Source organism: Heliomicrobium sulfidophilum, assembly GCF_057715735.1.
The window spans coordinates 657,291-674,147 of the sequence record NZ_JBVTZZ010000005.1 but is presented as its reverse complement, the minus strand read 5'-3'; the positions used below and the strand labels follow the sequence as shown (position 1 = coordinate 674,147).

Genomic DNA, 16,857 nt, shown 5'->3' with positions numbered 1-16,857 from the left:
TATTGAACCGTAAAAGAATATGTTTCCAATCAATTTAGGGTAGCGCGAACTGTCGTACTGGTAATAGTCCAATAAAAGGCAAGGCGATTCCAATAAGCGGGAAGGATGAAAAAACCTTATGAAGGAGTATTTGTTATGAGTGAGGTTCCGAAAATTAAAGTAACCATAATCAAGGGGCCTCTTTTTAAGCAATCTGTAGCGAATGCTCAAAAATATTTCGGCAAGTTAGTCATGCTCGAATTGGAAAAGAAAGACGCACATTCGCTTAACAAACGGGCTCCTAAGTCGGCGGTTTAGTTTACAAACGGAAAAGAATTTTCCCTGCTCGTCAATGTCTGATGGGATTCTTTACGGGGTGATGTTGTTCTAGATGAAACGAGGTTTATTAACCGGATCGAAAAACTGAATACAGCGGTTAGACTGAAGACCTCAGATAACCGCCTGTCAAAAAGCAAATTATCAGAAGGGAGGTTTTCGAATGAAAGGTTGCAATGCTGTCAAGCATGAGTGGAGAACACGAGCGTATGGAGATTTTGACTTCGGAACGGTTTTTGTTTTCGATGCTGAAGGGCTACTAAGCATCTGTCCTTTTACCTATGACAGAGCCAGGAAGACCGCAGCCAAGGGTTTGGCCCGATGGATTGGGTGGAATGCGATTCAGTATCCGAACTCGTTTCGACCGGATCGTGTGACTGATGAACCTGCCATGGTAGCGCGTAATCAACTGGTTCTTTTAGGGGATGAAATGTTAACTGGTAAACATGCTTGGCGAATGAGCTTAAAGATAGAACGGCATAACATTTACGAACTAAGGTCTCATCCACGTAAGCATGTTATATACATATTCGATCAGCAAGGCCGGCTGGCCTTAAGGACGATGAACTTTCCGCAGGCATTGAAGGCAGCAAGTCAAGGGAAGTGCCGTTGGTGTGGGGTAAACGCGGTTCAATTGTTGCAGCCGTTAGCCCCCGAACAGACCACATGGGACATTAAGAGCATGGCAGGAGAATGGCCGATTCATCTCGACGAACAAGCATTTAAGGGAGATGTTCGCCTCGTTGTAATGGAACTTATTAATCGACATAATCAGGACATCCAACAAAGACAGTTTGCGTCTAAAAATAATTCGAAACAAAAAAAGGAACACCTGCCAGCTAACCGAGGTACATGAGAAAGCCTTGTCTTTTCCGAGACGGGGCTTTTGTAATGTAAACGTATGGAGATTAAACTTTGGAAGGAGGAAGAGCCATGATTAACCGCGTGATACTTATCGGCCGTCTTGGACGAGATCCGGAGCTACGCCACACCAACAGCGGCACCCCGGTCTGTTCCTTCAGCATCGCGGTGGACCGCCCGCAATCGGCAAGTCAACGGCAGGCGGGTGCGGAAAAAGTCACGGACTGGTTCACCATTATTGTCTGGAACCAGCAAGCGGTTACTTGTTCTCAGTTCTTGGCCAAAGGGCGCCTGGTTGCGATCGACGGCCGGTTGCAGACCCGTTCCTGGACCGACCAGCAGTCTGGCCAGAAAAGAAGCGTGGTGGAAGTCGTCGCGGATACGGTGCGATTCCTTGAACGGGGAGATAATGCGGGGACGTCGCCGGCGAGCGGACAAGCCAGCGGAGGCTATGGAACCGCAGCGTCAAGTTTTGGGACAGATATTGCGTTCCCAGATCCACCGGAAAATGATGATTTTCCGTTCTGACACAGTGTCTGTCAAGGTTTCTCGAAAACAGGCGAGGTGGCTACTAATGGTTTATAAATCGCCTGAAGAACGAATGGAGATTTCGCTTCGCAGAAGCGACGTAGAAGCAAGCGGAAAGCCATTTTTCACAGACTGGGCGGATGTTCCGAAGTCTTTTGTGACGAAGACAGCCGCGAAGAAAGCCGGGTATCCGGTTCAAGATGAGGAAGAGCCAGCAGCCTATGTTCTTTGCCGAGCCTGGAACGGTTACCTGCCTCTTTACAAAAGAGAGGTGAATGGAGTTGGTTGAAGGAGTGCACTACTCCCCGTATAAATCTTCCATGGGGAAGGAAGCCCGAAATGATTATTCCATGCGGAATAACGGGTCGTCGGAGGACGGCTTTTTTTTATTGCCTTCGCCGACAGAAGGCGTGATGAGTTTACAAATTTATTACCAATCGGGGGACCACCGGATCTACCAAAAATACATCATCGAGCCGCCGCGGGGGACAGATGGAAGTCATGAACTGACCTTTTACGAAGTCTATCCCGGCGGCGGGCTGATGCTGTCTGTGGCGCGAGACCAGGACCGTCGCCGGCTGGAGAAAATGATTGAGGAGATCCGGCTAGGGCTCCTCCGGCGGGGATACCGGATCGTGCCGGCGCCAGGGAAGGAGGGGGGATAGTGCTTTCCGTAATCGTTTCGCCGCGCACCATGGAACGGATCCGCGAGGAGCTGCAAGCGCATGTAGCGGACAGGGACAGCGGCATCTCCTTTGAGCAAGTGGGCGAGTTTGATGGCCCAGGCATTCAGGCGGTCATCGAGGCGGCGGCCCGGGTGAGGGCCAAGGTGATGGTGCTTGATATCGACTGTGCGCCGGGTCTGGACCTGGTGGCCACCGTCAAGGCCTTCCGGATCGCCCGGAACGATACGCGGGTTCTTTTGCTCGCGCCGGGAAAACAGCCGGGCGATCCCGTGGTGGCTGCGCTGGTGGGGCTCGGGGTGTATGACATTGTCGCGCCCGAGACGGATGAACTGCTGCCGGCGACGATGCGCAGGATGCTGGAAGCTGCACCGGCCGGGTATGCGGAAGCGGCCCGGTGGCATGTGGATGCGGAACCGGCGCGGGAGACAAAGGGTTCGAACTGGAGCCCCTGGCGAAAGCCGGTTGAACGGAGCGGCGCCGGAACTCCGGCCGTTACGCCAGCAGCAAAGGTTCGAGAGGTGGAGGTAGTTCGGGACCGTATTGTCGGGACCGTGACCGTTGCGGTTGGCGGGGCGGGTCGGGGGGCAGGCTGCACACACACAGCGTTGACTATCGCCGCCTTTCTGGAACGGCGGAGATACCGCACAGCTCTGGTGGAGTTGGCCGATACAGGGGCGCTCTCCATGCTGGCAGAGGTGCTGGAATTGTCCAAGGGAAAGGCGCAGGGTTCCTTCAAGCTGGGCGGGGTGGAATTGTATCCGAAGGAACCGGGCGATCGCCGGGCCTGTGTCAATGTGGAAAGCGTTCTCCGTATGGGGTATCACTATGTAGTCCTAGATGTGGGGGTTGTCAAGGAGACCGGTCCGGATGGGCTGCCGACTCGTAGGGATTGTATGGAGATGGCCCGGGCCTCGCTGCCGTTGTTTGTGACGCCAGCATCACCGTGGCGCTGGGGCGAGTTGAAGACGTACCTAGCGGATGGGGAGGCTCGAACCTGGCAGATGGTCACCTGGGGCGCGGAAAGCCAGCGGAAGCGCTTGCAGGAGTTCCTCAAGCCGGAGTTGGGGTGGATTCCCATTTGTCCGGATCCGCTGGCACAAGGAGAAGATATAGAGGCCGCCATGGCGCAAATCTTGCGACCGGTGCTGCCGGTCACCGAAGCCAAACGTGGCTGGCTGCCCAGGTGGCTCCAGGGATAGTTATACGAAAGGAGGTGAGGGGTGTTGTTCGATAATTTTTGCCGTGATCGTCGTGGGATGAGTGAAGCCGTAATTGTGTTGGCAATCCTGGCTCTGATCGCGATCCCGATGTTGAACCCGATTAAGGACTTGGGGAGTCAGGGGAAGTCAGTGCTCAACGGCGTTAAGGACAGCCTTGTGCTGCCGACTTCCTCCACGTCCTCCAGCTAACGCTCAAAGGAGATGGAAGGTGTAATTAAAAACGCGGGTGAAGACGTTGTTAAAAAACAAAACATACCGGATTGGAGTGGCGGCTGTTGTGGCCGCCGCTTCCTTTTATGCATCTGTGGCCTGGCAGGCGGAATCAGTGCGGGCGAATAGCCGGACAGTGCTGGTAACGGCTGTAGAGGTAAAGCCGGGAGAAAGCCTGACTCCGAAAAAGGTTCGCGAGGCGGCTTTTTCCGTTGATACGGTGCCGGAAAAGACGGTGACGATGGAACACCTGGCCGGGAAGGTGGCGCGGATCGCCTTGCCGCCGAATACGCCGGTTCAGGAAACGCACCTGGCTGCGGCCCTTACGCCGAACAATGAGCCCAGCGAATCAGAACGGACCGTGCGGGTCAAGGTGACGCCGGAGACGACGGGAGGGCGGTTACGCCCTGGGGACCGCGTGGATGTGCTGGCCATACCCGGGCCAGTCACTGGGGGCGGGAAAGAAAATGAACCCGGGCTTAGGGCTGGGGTGCTGGTATCCGGCGCTTGGATCCTACGAGTGCTCGACCCGATGGGAAATCCGGTGGCCGAAGACCGGGCGCTGTTGCAGCCGAGCGAGGCGCCGGCCTATGTGGAGTTTCTTGTGCCAGATGTAGGCGACGCGGTAGCCATCCGGCGCGTGTTGCGAATGCAGGGGGAGGTGAGTTTCGCTGGTTATACGCCCCATTCAAAACCCCTGGGACCTGCCCCGGCGGATCCGAGAGGATGATCTGACCGTCGGCTTGGCGGTTCCCTTTCCGGAGAGCTTTTTGGACCTGTTTCCTCTGGAGCCGGCCTGGGTGGCAGCCGACCAGGACCAGCTTTTTTCTCCAGGAGGCAAGACACCGGTGGACATCCTCGTCCTTTCCTCAGCGCTTCCTGGCGCTTTGACGGGGGAGGAACTGTTCCGCCGAGGGAGCTTGCTGGGCCGGCACCTGATCGGCCTGCTGGAAGAAAACACGCCGGATGCGGATCGGTTATCCGGTTGGCTGCGTTCAGCCGGGTACACGGTCTGGCATGATGGGTTGACGGCGATGGCGGAACCCCATAGACGCAGCGATATGACGGATCCGCAGATCGTAACCTGGTGGAGCCCGGACAATAGCCACCGGTCGACGCTGGCCGTGGAGACGGCCTGGGCGTTTCACCTGAACGACTACAAGACCGTGCTGGTGGACTTGACCCATTCAGCGGAGGCGAGCCGGAGAGTAACCGAAAGTTGGCCCGATTCAAAAGGGCTGGGGGCGGTCATCGCTGCGATGGATCGGCACGGGGCCGCCGATGCCGAGGATTTGAGGGAAGCTTTGGGGACATGGAAAGGCGGTTATATCCTCTACGGCTTGGATCGACTTTGGGATTTTCCCCAGGCAACCCATGAACGGGTCGATGAGCTCCTGGAACTGCTGGCGCTGGAGTTTGATCGGATCGTCGTGGATCTGCCCGAATTGGCCATCCTGGATCGCGCCTATGCATCGCTGAAAAAAGCCGATGTCGTCATGGTCCCCTATCGCACCGAATGGATGCGCGTCATTGCGGCAAACCAGTTGGAGGAACTGAACACACTGTTCCCTGCGATGGACAAGGCGGTTTTTTGGGCCGTAAACCTGGAGCCGGTCGGGGTAGACAGGACTGTCCGCCTGGATATGCGCAAGCGGGAAGGAAGCCCCGAGAACTGGCCGCGCATCCCAGAGATGGAGGTCTGGGCGGGAGGAGGGAAGCAAGCGAGTGATCGTCGATTTAAGCACACAGTCTCTTCATGGCTGCCGGGTATTGGACTTTGGCGGCTGGGAGCGAAGGCACCGGAGAAGGGTTGAGGAGATTGTCCGGGCCATCGGCCGGGAGCATTTGGACCTGGTAAACGGGATTTTCTCCGGTGAAATTCGAGGAGAAGCGGTTTTGCCCGTCATCGACCGGGTGGCGGCATCGCTGCAAATGGACAGGCTCCCCTACTCTTACGAGAAGATCCGCCGGGATGTCCTGGACCGGCTGTTCGGGTATGGGGTATTACAGCCCATCTTGGACATGGCCGACACGACGGACGTGTTTTGCAACCGCCCGGACGATATCGTCCGAAGAGTCCGGGGACGGCGGGACACGCCGGTCAATATCCGGTTCAGCGAAACGGAGTATTTGACCTTTGTCCGGGCGGTGGTGGTCAACCTGGGCGGGGAGATCCACCGGGGGAATCCCTATGTGGAACTGACCGACGAGGTGAACCAGCTCCGCATCGCCGCCGGCTGGCCGGATCTGGCACGGTTTCCCTGGCTGTCCATGCGCAAGCACCGCCGCAAGGCCTGGACGATGGATGAGTTGCAGGCCGACGGCATGTTTCCGCCGGAGGCGCGTCCGCTGGTGGAGAGTTTGTTCCGCCAGCGGCTCCGCATCGCCGTCTTCGGCCCGACGGGTAGCGGCAAGAGCACCCTGCTGGCGGCCGGGATCAATGAGTGTGTTCCTCAGGATCAACGGGTCATGGCCATCGAGTCAGAACGGGAGACGGTGGTGCATCGATCCAATCTCCTGCATGTGCAGGAGTACCGGGTGAAGGGGGAAGAGGGCGGCCGGTCCGTGACGATGCAAGATCTAGCCCGGGCTGCGCTGCGGCAGGCGCCCCGGTTTATCTATCCCCTAGAGGTGCGGGGCGCCGAGACGATGGCCGCCGTTCAACTGTTCGCATCCGGCCACTGGGGCGGGATGGGCGCTCATGCGGTTGACATCCAGGCAGGGTTTCGGCAATTGGCTTTCTACATGCTCCAGGACCGGTCGGGGCTTTCCTATGAACAGTGCATGGGGCTGGCCGCAGGAGTAGTCGATGTGGCCGTGCATATGGCCCGGTTCCGGGTGCTGGAGATTGCCGAGGTAACCGGGTGCGACGGGCGGATGGTTCGCCTAAATCATCTCTACCGGATGTCGGTGGGCGCGGACAATAAGCCGACTCATTCCTTCGACGAGATGTCCGCAGCCTTACAGGAGAAAATCCGCCTTCGGATGTTTGTGGAGGAGGCGAACTGAGATGATGATGCGGTACGGGCCGCCGGCGCTTCTGGCGCTGCTTGCGGGCATGGCGCTCTACTGGGCGTTGAGCCCGCCGGTAAGGCGCATCGGCCCAGACTGGGAGCCGGCTCGCCGCAGGGCGACCGGTGCATTGGAGCATCTGCGAGGGTTGCACCAGCGCTCTTTTTTGTTTCAGCCAATGCCGCTCTGGTTGTATGCGGCCGTTATCATATCCTTGGCCGGGATGGCAGCCGGGCTGTTTTTCCGGCAACTCAACAACGTCCCGGCGTCGCTGGTCGTGTTTGTGATGGTGTCTTTTGCCGGATACGGGGTCCTGCGTGAGGATGCAAGCCGGACGGAACGGCGGTTGCGCGAATACCTGCCCTATTTCTTTCTGACGCTTCTGGCCATCCGGGAATCAGGGTTGACCGCTTTTCAGGTGCTGGAGCAGGCGACGCCCCGGCTAAAACAACCGATCCGGCGGCTTCTCGAATCTCTCATTACCGGCGTGAAAAACGGCGCCGAAGTGCAAGAACTCATCGAGGAACTGAAAGGCCGCACAAACGATCGGCTTTTGCAGGAGTTTTTCAAAGACCTGGGCGTTGTGCTGGCTCATGGCGGGGACTTTGGCCGGGTCATCCGGGCCTATGTGGATGTGTCGATTGATACAGTGAACGCGGCGAGCGAGTATCGCGCCGAGATGGGGATTTATGTGAAGGTGGCCTATGGTTTTGTGGCCGTGACGGGATACCTGCTCTACTCGATGATGGAGGGATACCCCGAACTGATCCGGTATCTGACGGAGGAAGGAACGGGACGGGCGGCAGTCACCTTTCTTGTGGTCAACACCTTTCTGATGTTGGGCGGCGTTCACTGGCTGGCCCGGTACAGGGAGGCGGAATGATGGAATGGTGGACAGACCTTTGGAACGCCGAGGACGTTGATTACACGGATGCGGTGATGTCTTTATTGGCAGCACTAGCGGCTTCGGGGATTGGTTACGTTGTCTACGGTCTTCTGGAACATAATCCATTACGGCCGAAACGATGGCAATCCTGGTTCCGGTCGCAGGCATGGGGAGATGCCTTGCAACGTCTTCTGAACCAGGCGGGGATGCGTTCGACACCGGCAGAGTTTTTGATATTACAGGCCGGTACGCTGGCCCTGGCAGTGCTGATCGCCTACAACCAAACGGGGCTGGCGGCGGTGATGTACCCGCTGGTTTATGCGGCCGCACCCATTCTTTATGTCATGATGAAACGGAAAGCGCGACAGCGGCGAATCCTGGAGCAGTTTCCAGCGATGCTTCGCCGGGCGCGGCTGGAGCGAAACCGTGGGACGCCGTGGAAGAAGACGCTGCCGGCCCTGGCGGATTCAGTTTCCGGGCCGCTTCAGGACGAACTGCGACGTATGGCGGCGGAGTACTACGTTGATGCAAATCTGGCCCGGGTGGCGGAAGAAATGGCGAGCAGGCTGGGAATGGCTGAAGCGGGCCATTTCGCTCTGGCTCTCGCCCAGGGTGAGGCAACGGGCCGGTTGGATTACATGCTCGAAAAGCAGGAGGGCCTCGTCCTGCAATCGCTCAAAGAAGCGAGAAAGAAAGCACTGAAGCAGCGCGGGGCGATCATTCCGCTCACGCTGGTGGGTTTGTTGTTGAATGTAGTGATCATTGGAATGCTGCCCCTCTATTTATCGTTTCGGCAAAACTTCGGATTCTGAAAGGAGGTATGGAGAGTGGATGTAGCAAAATTAAACGGAATATTAACAGTCGGTTCACTGCTACTATTGACTGGCGCAGCGGCTTACTGGGATTTGAGAAAGAGGGAAATCCCGGATTTAATTAGTTGGACAGCTATCGGAACGGGCCTGGTTCATGCGATTCTAGACAACAATCTGATTGCAGAACGATTTGTATGTGTAGCTATCTTGATCGGAATCGGGATGCTATTAGCGAAGTATGCCCCTCACGTAATGGGGGGCGGAGATATTCGGCTTTACGCCGGTGTTTTCGCCTACCTGGGCTTCCGAATGGGGATGTACGTGCTGATTCTTTCCGTTCTGATCACGGCGCTGCCGCAGTTGTACTACGGGGTTGCCAAGGGGAACTGGAAAAAGGCCCTTCCGTTGGCCCCCGGCATTTTTTTGGCCTCGTTGTTTCTGGTAGCGTTTTGGTACGGATGGTTTTTTCTATAACCGGTGCACAATCAAGTGGGCAAGTGGCAGTTGCATCACTTGCCCACTCCAATCAGCTATTCCGCGTGGAATAGTCTCTTTAGCCTGCTGGAATAAAAAATGTGGCTTCAAGTCATGTGGTGTTTATAAAGAAACAGCTTTATCCGAAATTGCTTTGAAAAGGACATTCCAAAAGAAGGAATTTGTATACAAATGTAGAAGTATATGATATAAAACAAAGTTTATTCAGTAAACCGATAGGAGGTTTCATCATATGAATAAAAAATCAGTCGTTGCCTCGACGCTCGTTGCCATTCTCGGCTTGTCAATGATGCTGCCTCATGGCGCGTTTGCATGGAGAGATGATGCGGATCGTCAGGAGACGATCGCAAGAGCGGAAAAAGCGCCAGGTGGAAGGTGGACGCCGGATTATGTGCCGGTTGGCAGGTCAGTGATTACGAGATACGGAAATACGTTTTTCTACACGGACGGACGAGCCCCGTTGAACCAGGAAAGACCTCAGGCTATCCTCTCTCATGCTGGCTGGCGCGCTATGTACTACCCGGACATGGAGATCATCTCTGTTGACGGCAAACCATGGCTGGCCGTTCCAGATGTGAGGGAGAGGGTAGCTCAGGATGTAAGCAGGCATTGGGCATTGACTGACGTCACTGTAGAACCGGAACGGTATTTTACCGATGTGGCCCCCAAGCTCCCACCGGCGGGCAAGACGACCATCAACATGAACGTGGGACTCACGGCAGCCAGCGTTTGGACGGCGGAGACCGCCCGGCCGGAACGTCTCGTTGGCGAACCCATCAAGCTTAACGATACGGTCTACTTCCCCGTATCGGCGCTGAAGAACCTTGGGGCAGACCTAAAATGGGAGAACGGCGCATTAACCGCCCAAGCGAACAGCACGGTCATCCAGATACGTCCCGAGGAGGGAAAGGCGGTCGTCAACGGGGAAGGGCGAGACACCCTTCCGCTGGCGTTGGTAAATGGTAGATTAATGGCGCCTGCCGCATTCGTTGAACTGCTTGGTTACAGTTGGGAGTATTTCGATACGATGAACCCATGGTTCACAGAGGCAGACCTTCGAGAAGGAGCATCTAAGTTCGTAGAACGACTTTCAATAACCAACTAAATAGGAAAGCGGCCCCCTTCCAGCTGTCGCGGGAAGGGGGTTTTTCATTGCCATTTGAGAGGGGGTGGTGCCCTTGATTGCAAAACGATAGCCCGATGAAAGAGGAGGTGGAAGCAGCCGAAGGAGATGAAAAACTGAAAATAATGCGTCGAATTGGAGCCATCGTAGCCAGCTTGGCATTCTGCTTGTGTGCTGTATTTTCCCTGTTGCCGACGCAAGCCTGGGCTGATTTCCCGGCATCATGGCAAGGCGCTGAACCGGATGACAAATTCGCTTACTACAAGCCTAAGGGCGGCCATCTCGTTCAGGTGGAAGGCCACAGTTTCAACGATCCCAATATTCACCCCGAGATGATTGCAATCCCCTCAGGGACGTACCGGCTATCGAAGGTCGATGCAGTGTATCTGAATGGCGAAGGCGATGGATGCAAGATTGCCGAAAGCCCACAAATTTTCAACATTGACCTTCCCTTCGATAACGTTGAGCCATCCGGGCGATTATTTGTGCCACTCAACGATGTGTCTTGGTGGGCAAAGATGCTCAATGGTGATCCTGCTTGGGTGGAAGAGAAGATTCGCAACGAACACTTGTACTTTACAGTAAAAAACCTAGTCACAGGCGATTTGGTCGAGTGTGTAAATTTCTCACTGCTCTATGTCCTGTGCGGGGCCTGGATTCCAGAGGGTGTGCCGTGGGATGCGATGAATCCTGCTGTGCACGGGTTGGCCACGACTGCTTTCCCCGAAGCAGGTCTCAATATCGTTTCTGGCAGCCGTGACCTGAAGGTTGGCGGATCTGTCACGATTGAGGCGAAGGGGACGGCATACAACGGTTGGGTCCGTAAAGGCTGGTTGAAGGTTCGAGTGAACGGGCAGGACATTTTCCTTACGCCCCAACCGTTTACTGATTCCTTCAAAAAGCAGATTCCACTGACTCCGCTGACCTTCAGTAAACCGGGAACCTATAAGGTAGAGACTCTGGTTCGTGATACGGTGAATCGGCTGGACCAGGTTGTTTCTCTTACCTTCTATGTTGGAGATGTTCCACCCCCGCCAACGGAGAACGACGGCGGCAGCGTCAACAATGCGATGCCCATTGCAGAGTTTGATCCGGACAGGAACCCTACGGATGTTGGGAAAGAACTGGGCTTTTCTAATCTTTCAACCCACAATAACCCGGCGAAAAAGATAGTCAAGAATACGTGGACCTTCCAGGGCGCCAGACAGCAGAGCGTGGTTCATACCAGCATGGAAGACATCCGGAGGAAGCCCGCTCTTGCAACCTGGGACGAGCCTGGGCTGTATGAGGTGTCGTTGGTGGTGGAGGACGAGGACGGGAAGAGGTCAGCACCCTACAGGGAAACCGTCGCTGTGGCTCCGCCGCCGAACTTTAAACCCGTGGCCAAGATTGAAGTTGCCGTCATGGAGTTTAAGGAAGGGGAGTCCGTTCCGCTGCAAGACGCGAGCTTCCATCCCGGTGAAAAGTACGGAGAAGTGATCGTCGCCTGGAAATGGATCATCGATAAGGGGAACGGTGTCAAACAAAGCATCGATAAGGGCGGCGATCAGCTGGTCAGTTGGGATGCGCCCGGAACGTACCCGATTTCGCTGACCGTCACAGACCAGGATGGAGAGACTGACACAACCACGGTTCAGGTTGCCGTCAAATCTGCCGAGCCGTTTGCAGTGATCTGGACGGACAAGAACCGGATCATTGTGAGGCGGCCGCTGACGATCACCGACGAAGGTTCGCGGGCTTTCGGAGGACGGACTATTGTCCATCACTTGGATAAGTGGGAGATCTACCGTCCTGATGGAAACCTAGCCTGGTCCGGCACACAGCAATATCCGCCGAGCAACGGAAAGCCTGTCAATGACACCCTGTTCAATACGGTCGGTAAGTGGAAAATCCGCCTGCTGGTGACCGATTCGGGATTGATGGTCAGTCGGTGGACAGAGAAGCTGATCGATGTGGTCCCCGATGCGCCGCCGGTTGCCGACTTTGCTGTCGACAAGGAGGCGCTTCGTTTTGCCGTGGACGAGTATTCCGTTACGGTTTTGGATAACAGCTATGTAAACCCAAACGATGGCGGCATGGGGGATGAAATCATCGGGCGCGCCTGGTCGCTCTTTTATGACAGCGACGGAGACAGCAGCTTCGAGCGTTCCGTGCCAGCGAACGAAGCCGCTAACCCTTACGCGCTGTTCCGCGTAACGGGGACGAATGACGCCAAGCCGGCCATCGAGTTCCGGCAGGTCGGGAAGTTCCGCCTCGAGTTGACGGTGCAGGAGGGATACCGGTATCCCGAAAAAACCAGTGTCATCTATCCCGGACTCACGGCCAACACCAACGCCAAGGCGCTGGACCTGAAGGTTGTCGAGGTGGGCAACCTGCCGCCTACTGTCTATTTTGAGATGACCAAGAAGCCTGAAAAGGTCGAGATTGTCTATTTCAACGGCGCGATGAGCAACAAAGCGCAGAAAACGAACACCCTGGCGCAGGCCGATGCTGATCTGAAGAACAAGCTGACGGCTGCCGGGCTTCAGCAGTACAAGTCGGTGACGAAAGTCATCGATGTCACCGGAGAGATGATCGGAACCGGTTTGTCCGGCGAGGTCACTTTCAACAATGAGACGAGCGATGCCCTGTACTTTGTGGCGCAGGAGGGAAGCGAAAGCCTCAGCGGTGATTTTGACAACAAACCGTACAGGTCCTATGGTCTGCCCACCTATAAAGACGACGAAGTTTTTAATGCCACGGTAAACTCGGTGGTCACGATTAAAAAACAGGATGGCAGCACGAAGCGCTTGGTTTTTGCCAACGAAAATCAGACGCAAACGATTAGCACCACCGTTGAGGAGATTGATCACGTCCGGTACTACTCCAAAAAGGCGTATTATGACAATCCAGCCGTGTTGTCGAACGGGAACGTCCTGCTCACGAAGAATGAGATAACCTATTCCTGTTCGTTCTACTCAGGAAAGTGGAGACTCTCTGAAAATGACCATGCGCCTTCCTTTGAGTTGTACGACGAAAACAAAAACCTGATATGGAGGCTGACGCGCAGCGAGATCGTCAACTACGCCAATACGGTGGTCTCGCAAAAGTTTAAAGACAGTGTGGAGACGGAGTTAAACCTGATCGGCGTGACGGATGGGGACCGCATCCATTTCTACCTCTCATACGAGTACGATGACAATGACGACGACTACGTCAACGCGAGGGTCACCTATGACGCGATGGGTCGTCGAGTCAGTGTCACTCCGTACCCGAACGTGCATTATGTCAAAACCGTGTTGACAGGGGACGGTGTAGCGACCTACACCCCCTCCAACTACAACAGCGATTATGCGTATTCTAACGGGACCTATGGGGGCTATTCCTATTACAACAGCGTCCCCTTTGCGCTGATGGAGATGCCGCCAAATCCGACTTACGCGGAATATCTCGCCCTGGATACCTATTACAATTACGGATTAGAATTTCACGTCAATTACATGAGCGCCAAACCGTATGGCTGGCAGAGGTATGCGACTGTACTTCAGTCCGAGAGACATCAGATCTCGCGAATGTATAGGATAGGCGGTTCCCCATGGCAGTACGAGTATTTCCTGCCCCAACCCCATTACTTCGAGAACTTCAAACAGTTGGACACAAGGATTGACAGCAACTCCTTATACCTTGCGTGGAACAGCACTCCAGGCGAATATCTCAGGATCACCGTCGACCAAGGCGCCCAAAAGCTTGAAGAGACGACTGGATACTGGCCGTTTCCCGGCAACCGGATTCAAAGTGTGGTACAAGGGAAAGACCGGGTGGTCATGCAGGGGGAGACGGGCGGGGCCTACTGGTCCTTCAAGTCTGGACAGTCCACGAAGGCGATCCTGGAGGCGCTGCAATCGCATACGTTCATGCAGAAGTCGCTCCGGTTGGCTGTATTGGCCAGTGACGAGCCTGTGGTGGAGAAGGGCGGCGTATCCTTTGACCAGTTGAAGAAGTATCTGATGGACAACCGGATCATGCTGGTCCTGATCGCGCCGGAAGGGAAGACGGTTATTCCGGAGTGGCTATACCGGGACACCGGCGGATTCCAGGCAAACATGGCCGATGATATGCGGACTCCGATGCAGAAGGCGCAAGAGTATCTCCTTTCGCTCTTTGACCAGAAGCAAACCCGCATGAACACGGTGCTGGTCTTCCAACCGGTCGACATCAAGGCGATCAAGGGCGACCCGGAGAATGACCCGATTCCTGTTGACCTGAACCAGTGGGTGTTCGGACATGACCCGTCAAAGGTTGAAAGAGATTGGGGGATGTGGGACCAATCGGGGAAGACGCTGACCAGCCCGCCCAGTTGGTTTACCAAACCCGGCCTGTATACAATCACCTATAAGGTGAAAGACCAGCCCAGCGCCGTGCCTGCTCTCAACAGCCGGTATGCAAAGTGGTCTCAAGATGCATCAGGCTCCATCCTGGTGTTGCGCAAGCCGGTGGCCGATTTCGAGGCGGAGGCAGTCTATCATGGGCAGCCTTTCAGAGTAACGGACAAGTCCTACTCCGATGACCTCTATAGCCGCCCAAAGCATGGGATTGTGGAACGAGAGTGGCGGTTGAAGCCGGAAGGGGCGGCCACCTGGACCTATGACCAACTGCCAGCGTATATTCCGATACCCGGCAATTGGGTCTTTAGCCTACGGGTCAAAAATGAGTACGGGTACTGGTCCGACTGGACAGAGCAGGTCATCCCGGTGCTGAACGCGCCGCCGGTGGCCTTGTTTCATGTCTATCCGTATCCAGCGGTAAAGGGCCGAACCGTTGATTTTACGAACCTCAGTTGGGATCCCGATAGCGACGCGATCGTTTCCTCCAGGTGGACGGTCAAAGAGGCAAGCGGGAAAGTCCTGTACAGCGCCGAGCATAGCGCTGGCAGACCGGATCTGATGTTCGTCTTTCCTGCTCTGGGGAACTACACGGTGACGCTGGAGTCGCAGGACCAGTATGGGGAGTGGTCTTTGCCATACACCCGGATCGTTCCGGTGCTTCCGGAAAGCCGGCCGCCGGTGGCTGATTTCTCCATTCAGCCGAATCCCTGTTTTGTCTCCCAACCCTATTCGACCAAGGACCTGTCCTATGACCCCGATGGGGATGTCATCGTGAACTGGCTGTGGGAACTCCGCAAGCCTGACGGCAGCGTGTTCTACACAAATGCCGGAGCGCAGAACCCAAGTTGGCCGCTCTTGGACAGTGTGGGAAACTATCCGATCCGGCTGCGGGTGATGGACAGTTGGGGGTTGTGGTCCGACTGGAAGGAAAAAACGCTTCAAGTCATCGCGCCGTTAAACATCGTCGGAGGCAGCGTTCAGCCAAACCCGGCCATGGCTGGGGAACGGGTGAGCGCATGGGTCGAATCTGTGGGGTATGCCGACCAGGCGTGGCTATTGGTTCCCGCCCAGGCGGTGGTCCGGGAGGCGGACATGCTGCCGCCGCACCTTGGGAAGGAGCCCAGCCCGGCGCCGACGGAATGGATTGGCGGCATCGGCTATGTGGCCATTCCGCTATCCGGGACGCCTCAATCCTCACCGTATCCCGATATCAGCGGTTTGCCTTATGCCCGCCGCTGGAGCGGCCAGTTCGTGGTCAACGTCTGGACCAAGGACGGCGACTATCCCGTTCGCTTCCGGATCCGGCGGAATGCTTTTGGGCCCGATGTAAAGACCGGCGAGGCCCAGGGCTTTCAGGTAAAGTACAGCGTCTACGACATGGTGAGGCCACAGGTGACATTTTCGGGGTATTGAGTCAGGAAGCAGTTTTTAGGATGGGAGGGTTGGCATGAGCGAAGCGATTGCCTTTGCCGCGTCCTTCATCGTACTGATGGGCACGCTTCTTGGGATTGCCGGGCCGGTCAAGGGGATGACGGTTAATAGCACGGTGCAAGAGTTGGGCCGGATGGCGATTGTCCGGGCGGAGGAAGCGCAAGGGCTGACGCCGGAGGTGGAGCAGTACGTGAAGGAAAGGGCGCAGGGGGCCGGGCTGGACCGGGCGCAGGTGCAGGTGACCGGCTCCCCGGCGCCGGTTCCCTACGGCGGCGACATCTGGGTCCAGGTGAAATACAGCTACCGGATGCGTTCCGCTCAATTGGACGGATTTGCCCTTACATGGTCGGAGGAGACGCTGCCGCTTTCAACGCCACGGATCAGCGGCGCCTCCCTGCGGCATACGCGCTGATGGGAGGCTGCCCGTGACATTTTGGGAGGTATTTCGCAGCGAACAGAGGGGAACCGGCAATCCCTTTGTGATGGCCACCTTACTGGTGCTGATGCTGGCCATGTTCGTGGGAATCGGTTCGGCCAGTGAGTATCTGGTTCGCCGGTATATGGTCCATGAGGCGCTGCGGGCAGCTAATGACGCATCATATCGAGCTATAGACCGGACGCAGTTGGCTGCCGACAGGGTAGTCATGACGGGCAGCGACCCAGCGGAGGCGGTCTTTCGGCAGCGGCTGTTTGATTCACTAAGCCGGTACCCCTGGTGCCAGGGGATTACAGTCCGGGAGTACCGGGTTGAGAATGTCGCCAACCGGCCGGCGGTGTACTCCAGGGTCGATGTGGTGATTCGGATGACATTCTTCGGAACGGAGACGGTCACTGTGGCCCGCCGGACGGATGTGCCAAGACGGTTGCCGGGAGGGATTATCCGGCCGTAAAAAACGAAAAAAGGCCTGCTGGAA

17 protein-coding genes are annotated in these 16,857 nt (G+C 56.2%); all 17 read left to right on the top strand.

Annotated features, from left to right (window positions below; all coding sequences use genetic code 11):
- The first annotated feature begins 135 nt into the window (after nt 1-135).
- The 17 genes from AC0CW1_RS08915 to AC0CW1_RS08835 all read left to right on the top strand — a co-directional run bounded on the left by AC0CW1_RS08915 (nt 136) and on the right by AC0CW1_RS08835 (nt 16,833).
- Nucleotides 136-297, top strand: coding sequence for a hypothetical protein (locus AC0CW1_RS08915; RefSeq protein WP_488182718.1), 162 nt, complete (start codon nt 136-138; stop codon nt 295-297).
- 181 nt (nt 298-478) lie between these two features.
- Nucleotides 479-1,171 (top strand): hypothetical protein, encoded by a 693-nt coding sequence (locus AC0CW1_RS08910; RefSeq protein WP_488182717.1) that lies wholly within the window; start codon nt 479-481, stop codon nt 1,169-1,171.
- 77 nt (nt 1,172-1,248) lie between these two features.
- The gene (locus tag AC0CW1_RS08905) at nt 1,249-1,704 is read left to right on the top strand and encodes a single-stranded DNA-binding protein (protein WP_488182716.1); all 456 of its coding nucleotides are present in this window, start codon (nt 1,249-1,251) and stop codon (nt 1,702-1,704) included.
- Between the two features lie 46 nt (nt 1,705-1,750).
- Nucleotides 1,751-1,993 carry a hypothetical protein gene (locus AC0CW1_RS08900; protein ID WP_488182715.1) on the top strand — a complete coding sequence of 81 codons (243 nt, stop codon included), beginning with the start codon at nt 1,751-1,753 and terminating at the stop codon, nt 1,991-1,993.
- Between the two features lie 124 nt (nt 1,994-2,117).
- Nucleotides 2,118-2,369 carry a hypothetical protein gene (locus tag AC0CW1_RS08895; RefSeq protein WP_488182714.1) on the top strand — a complete coding sequence of 84 codons (252 nt, stop codon included), beginning with the start codon at nt 2,118-2,120 and terminating at the stop codon, nt 2,367-2,369.
- Nucleotides 2,369-3,589, top strand: coding sequence for a hypothetical protein (locus AC0CW1_RS08890; RefSeq protein WP_488182713.1), 1,221 nt, complete (start codon nt 2,369-2,371; stop codon nt 3,587-3,589). Before AC0CW1_RS08895 ends, AC0CW1_RS08890 begins: the two co-directional genes overlap by 1 nt.
- A gap of 24 nt (nt 3,590-3,613) precedes the next feature.
- Entirely contained in the window at nt 3,614-3,799 is a 186-nt protein-coding gene (locus AC0CW1_RS08885; RefSeq protein WP_488182712.1) for a hypothetical protein, read from the top strand.
- A gap of 46 nt (nt 3,800-3,845) precedes the next feature.
- Nucleotides 3,846-4,550, top strand: coding sequence for an SAF domain-containing protein (locus tag AC0CW1_RS08880; RefSeq protein WP_488182711.1), 705 nt, complete (start codon nt 3,846-3,848; stop codon nt 4,548-4,550).
- Nucleotides 4,551-4,563: 13 nt separating this feature from the next.
- On the top strand, nt 4,564-5,634 hold the full coding sequence (locus tag AC0CW1_RS08875) for a hypothetical protein (RefSeq protein ID WP_488182710.1): 1,071 nt from the start codon (nt 4,564-4,566) through the stop codon (nt 5,632-5,634).
- On the top strand, nt 5,546-6,829 hold the full coding sequence (locus AC0CW1_RS08870) for an ATPase, T2SS/T4P/T4SS family (RefSeq protein ID WP_488182709.1): 1,284 nt from the start codon (nt 5,546-5,548) through the stop codon (nt 6,827-6,829). Before AC0CW1_RS08875 ends, AC0CW1_RS08870 begins: the two co-directional genes overlap by 89 nt.
- Nucleotide 6,830: 1 nt before the next feature.
- A complete protein-coding gene (locus AC0CW1_RS08865) occupies nt 6,831-7,715 on the top strand; it encodes a type II secretion system F family protein (RefSeq protein WP_488182708.1) in 885 nt (294 codons plus the stop codon).
- On the top strand, nt 7,715-8,530 hold the full coding sequence (locus AC0CW1_RS08860) for a type II secretion system F family protein (protein WP_488182707.1): 816 nt from the start codon (nt 7,715-7,717) through the stop codon (nt 8,528-8,530). Before AC0CW1_RS08865 ends, AC0CW1_RS08860 begins: the two co-directional genes overlap by 1 nt.
- Nucleotides 8,531-8,545: 15 nt before the next feature.
- On the top strand, nt 8,546-9,004 hold the full coding sequence (locus AC0CW1_RS08855; RefSeq protein WP_488182706.1) for a prepilin peptidase: 459 nt from the start codon (nt 8,546-8,548) through the stop codon (nt 9,002-9,004).
- Nucleotides 9,005-9,257: 253 nt separating this feature from the next.
- Nucleotides 9,258-10,130: a stalk domain-containing protein gene (locus AC0CW1_RS08850; RefSeq protein WP_488182705.1), complete on the top strand. Its 873-nt coding sequence runs from the start codon at nt 9,258-9,260 to the stop codon at nt 10,128-10,130.
- A 77-nt stretch (nt 10,131-10,207) separates the two neighbouring features.
- Nucleotides 10,208-15,925, top strand: a complete 5,718-nt coding sequence (locus tag AC0CW1_RS08845; protein ID WP_488182704.1) for a hypothetical protein — start codon at nt 10,208-10,210, stop codon at nt 15,923-15,925.
- 34 nt (nt 15,926-15,959) lie between these two features.
- Complete coding sequence (locus AC0CW1_RS08840) at nt 15,960-16,355, top strand: hypothetical protein (protein WP_488182703.1); 396 nt, start codon at nt 15,960-15,962, stop codon at nt 16,353-16,355.
- 13 nt (nt 16,356-16,368) lie between these two features.
- Complete coding sequence (locus AC0CW1_RS08835) at nt 16,369-16,833, top strand: hypothetical protein (protein ID WP_488182702.1); 465 nt, start codon at nt 16,369-16,371, stop codon at nt 16,831-16,833.
- The last annotated feature ends 24 nt before the right edge of the window (nt 16,834-16,857 follow it).